Below are 985 nucleotides of genomic sequence, written 5' to 3' on the forward strand. Positions count from 1 at the left end.
CTGAACAGGATAATACCGATGGCCGTCGGACTTTTTATATTTTCACTGTCCGCCCCACAATGTGGCTGATGACGCTCAATCAGGACAGCCGTATTTTCCATCGAAAGTCTGTACCGGAAATCTTAACGATCCTGCTTAAAGAGCATCGTATTTTATTTACCCGCGATACGCTCTATAAACGCCATGTCGAACGGGAATACACCACGCAAAAACGCGAATCCGCCTATGATTTCTGGTGCCGACTGGCGGCGGAAGAGGGCATTATCTTCTGGTTTGAGGAAAAACAGACGTTGTTCTGTGATTGCCGCCTGGGCATGCAGGCGGATATCGAACTGACTTACAATACGCACCCGGAAACGGACGAGACAGATACCACCGCGTACCAGTGGAGTTATGGCGAATACCTGTGTTCGAACGGCACGGTCCAGAAAGACCATAACTTTCTTAACCCTAAATATTCGCTTGAGCATCAGACGCAATCCGACGATAGCGGACACAACTCGGTGTTTGAAAGTTACGGCCGTTTCCAGTGGGACGCGGAAGCAAAACCGTTTACCCAACTGCGGCTGGAACAGTTACGAAACTACAGCAAAGTCGGCACCGCCAAAACTAACTGTATCCGGCTGCGTCCGGGCAAAATTTTTACCCTGCAATCCCATCCCATAGAGGCCATGAACGACCGCTGGCAGGTGCTGTCTGTCACGCATTATGGGTGGCAACCTGTCGCGTCGGACGACGGCGGCGAAGGAACCACGCTGACCAACGAGGTCGCCTTTATTCCGGGGCGACAGGACTGGCGGCCCCCTTACCGCTACAAACCGCTGGCGGACGGTGATGAAGTCGCCACGGTAGTCGGGCCGGGAAGCGAAGAGATTTATGTGAACGAACACGGCGCGATACGGATTCATTTCCACTGGAACCGTTACGATAAAGCGGACGACCTCGCGTCTTGCTGGGTACGGGTGGCACAAGGCTGGAACGGCAA

The 985-nt window shown here is 53.3% G+C and carries 1 protein-coding gene; it reads left to right on the top strand.

Going from position 1 to position 985, the window contains the following annotated elements:
* On the top strand, positions 1 to 985 hold a 985-nt coding region (tssI, locus tag C6H66_RS25425; protein ID WP_146111155.1), incomplete at both ends, for a type VI secretion system tip protein TssI/VgrG.

The sequence above is a fragment of the Photorhabdus hindustanensis genome (assembly GCF_002968995.1).
In the GTDB taxonomy this organism is placed as follows: Bacteria; Pseudomonadota; Gammaproteobacteria; order Enterobacterales; family Enterobacteriaceae; genus Photorhabdus; species Photorhabdus akhurstii.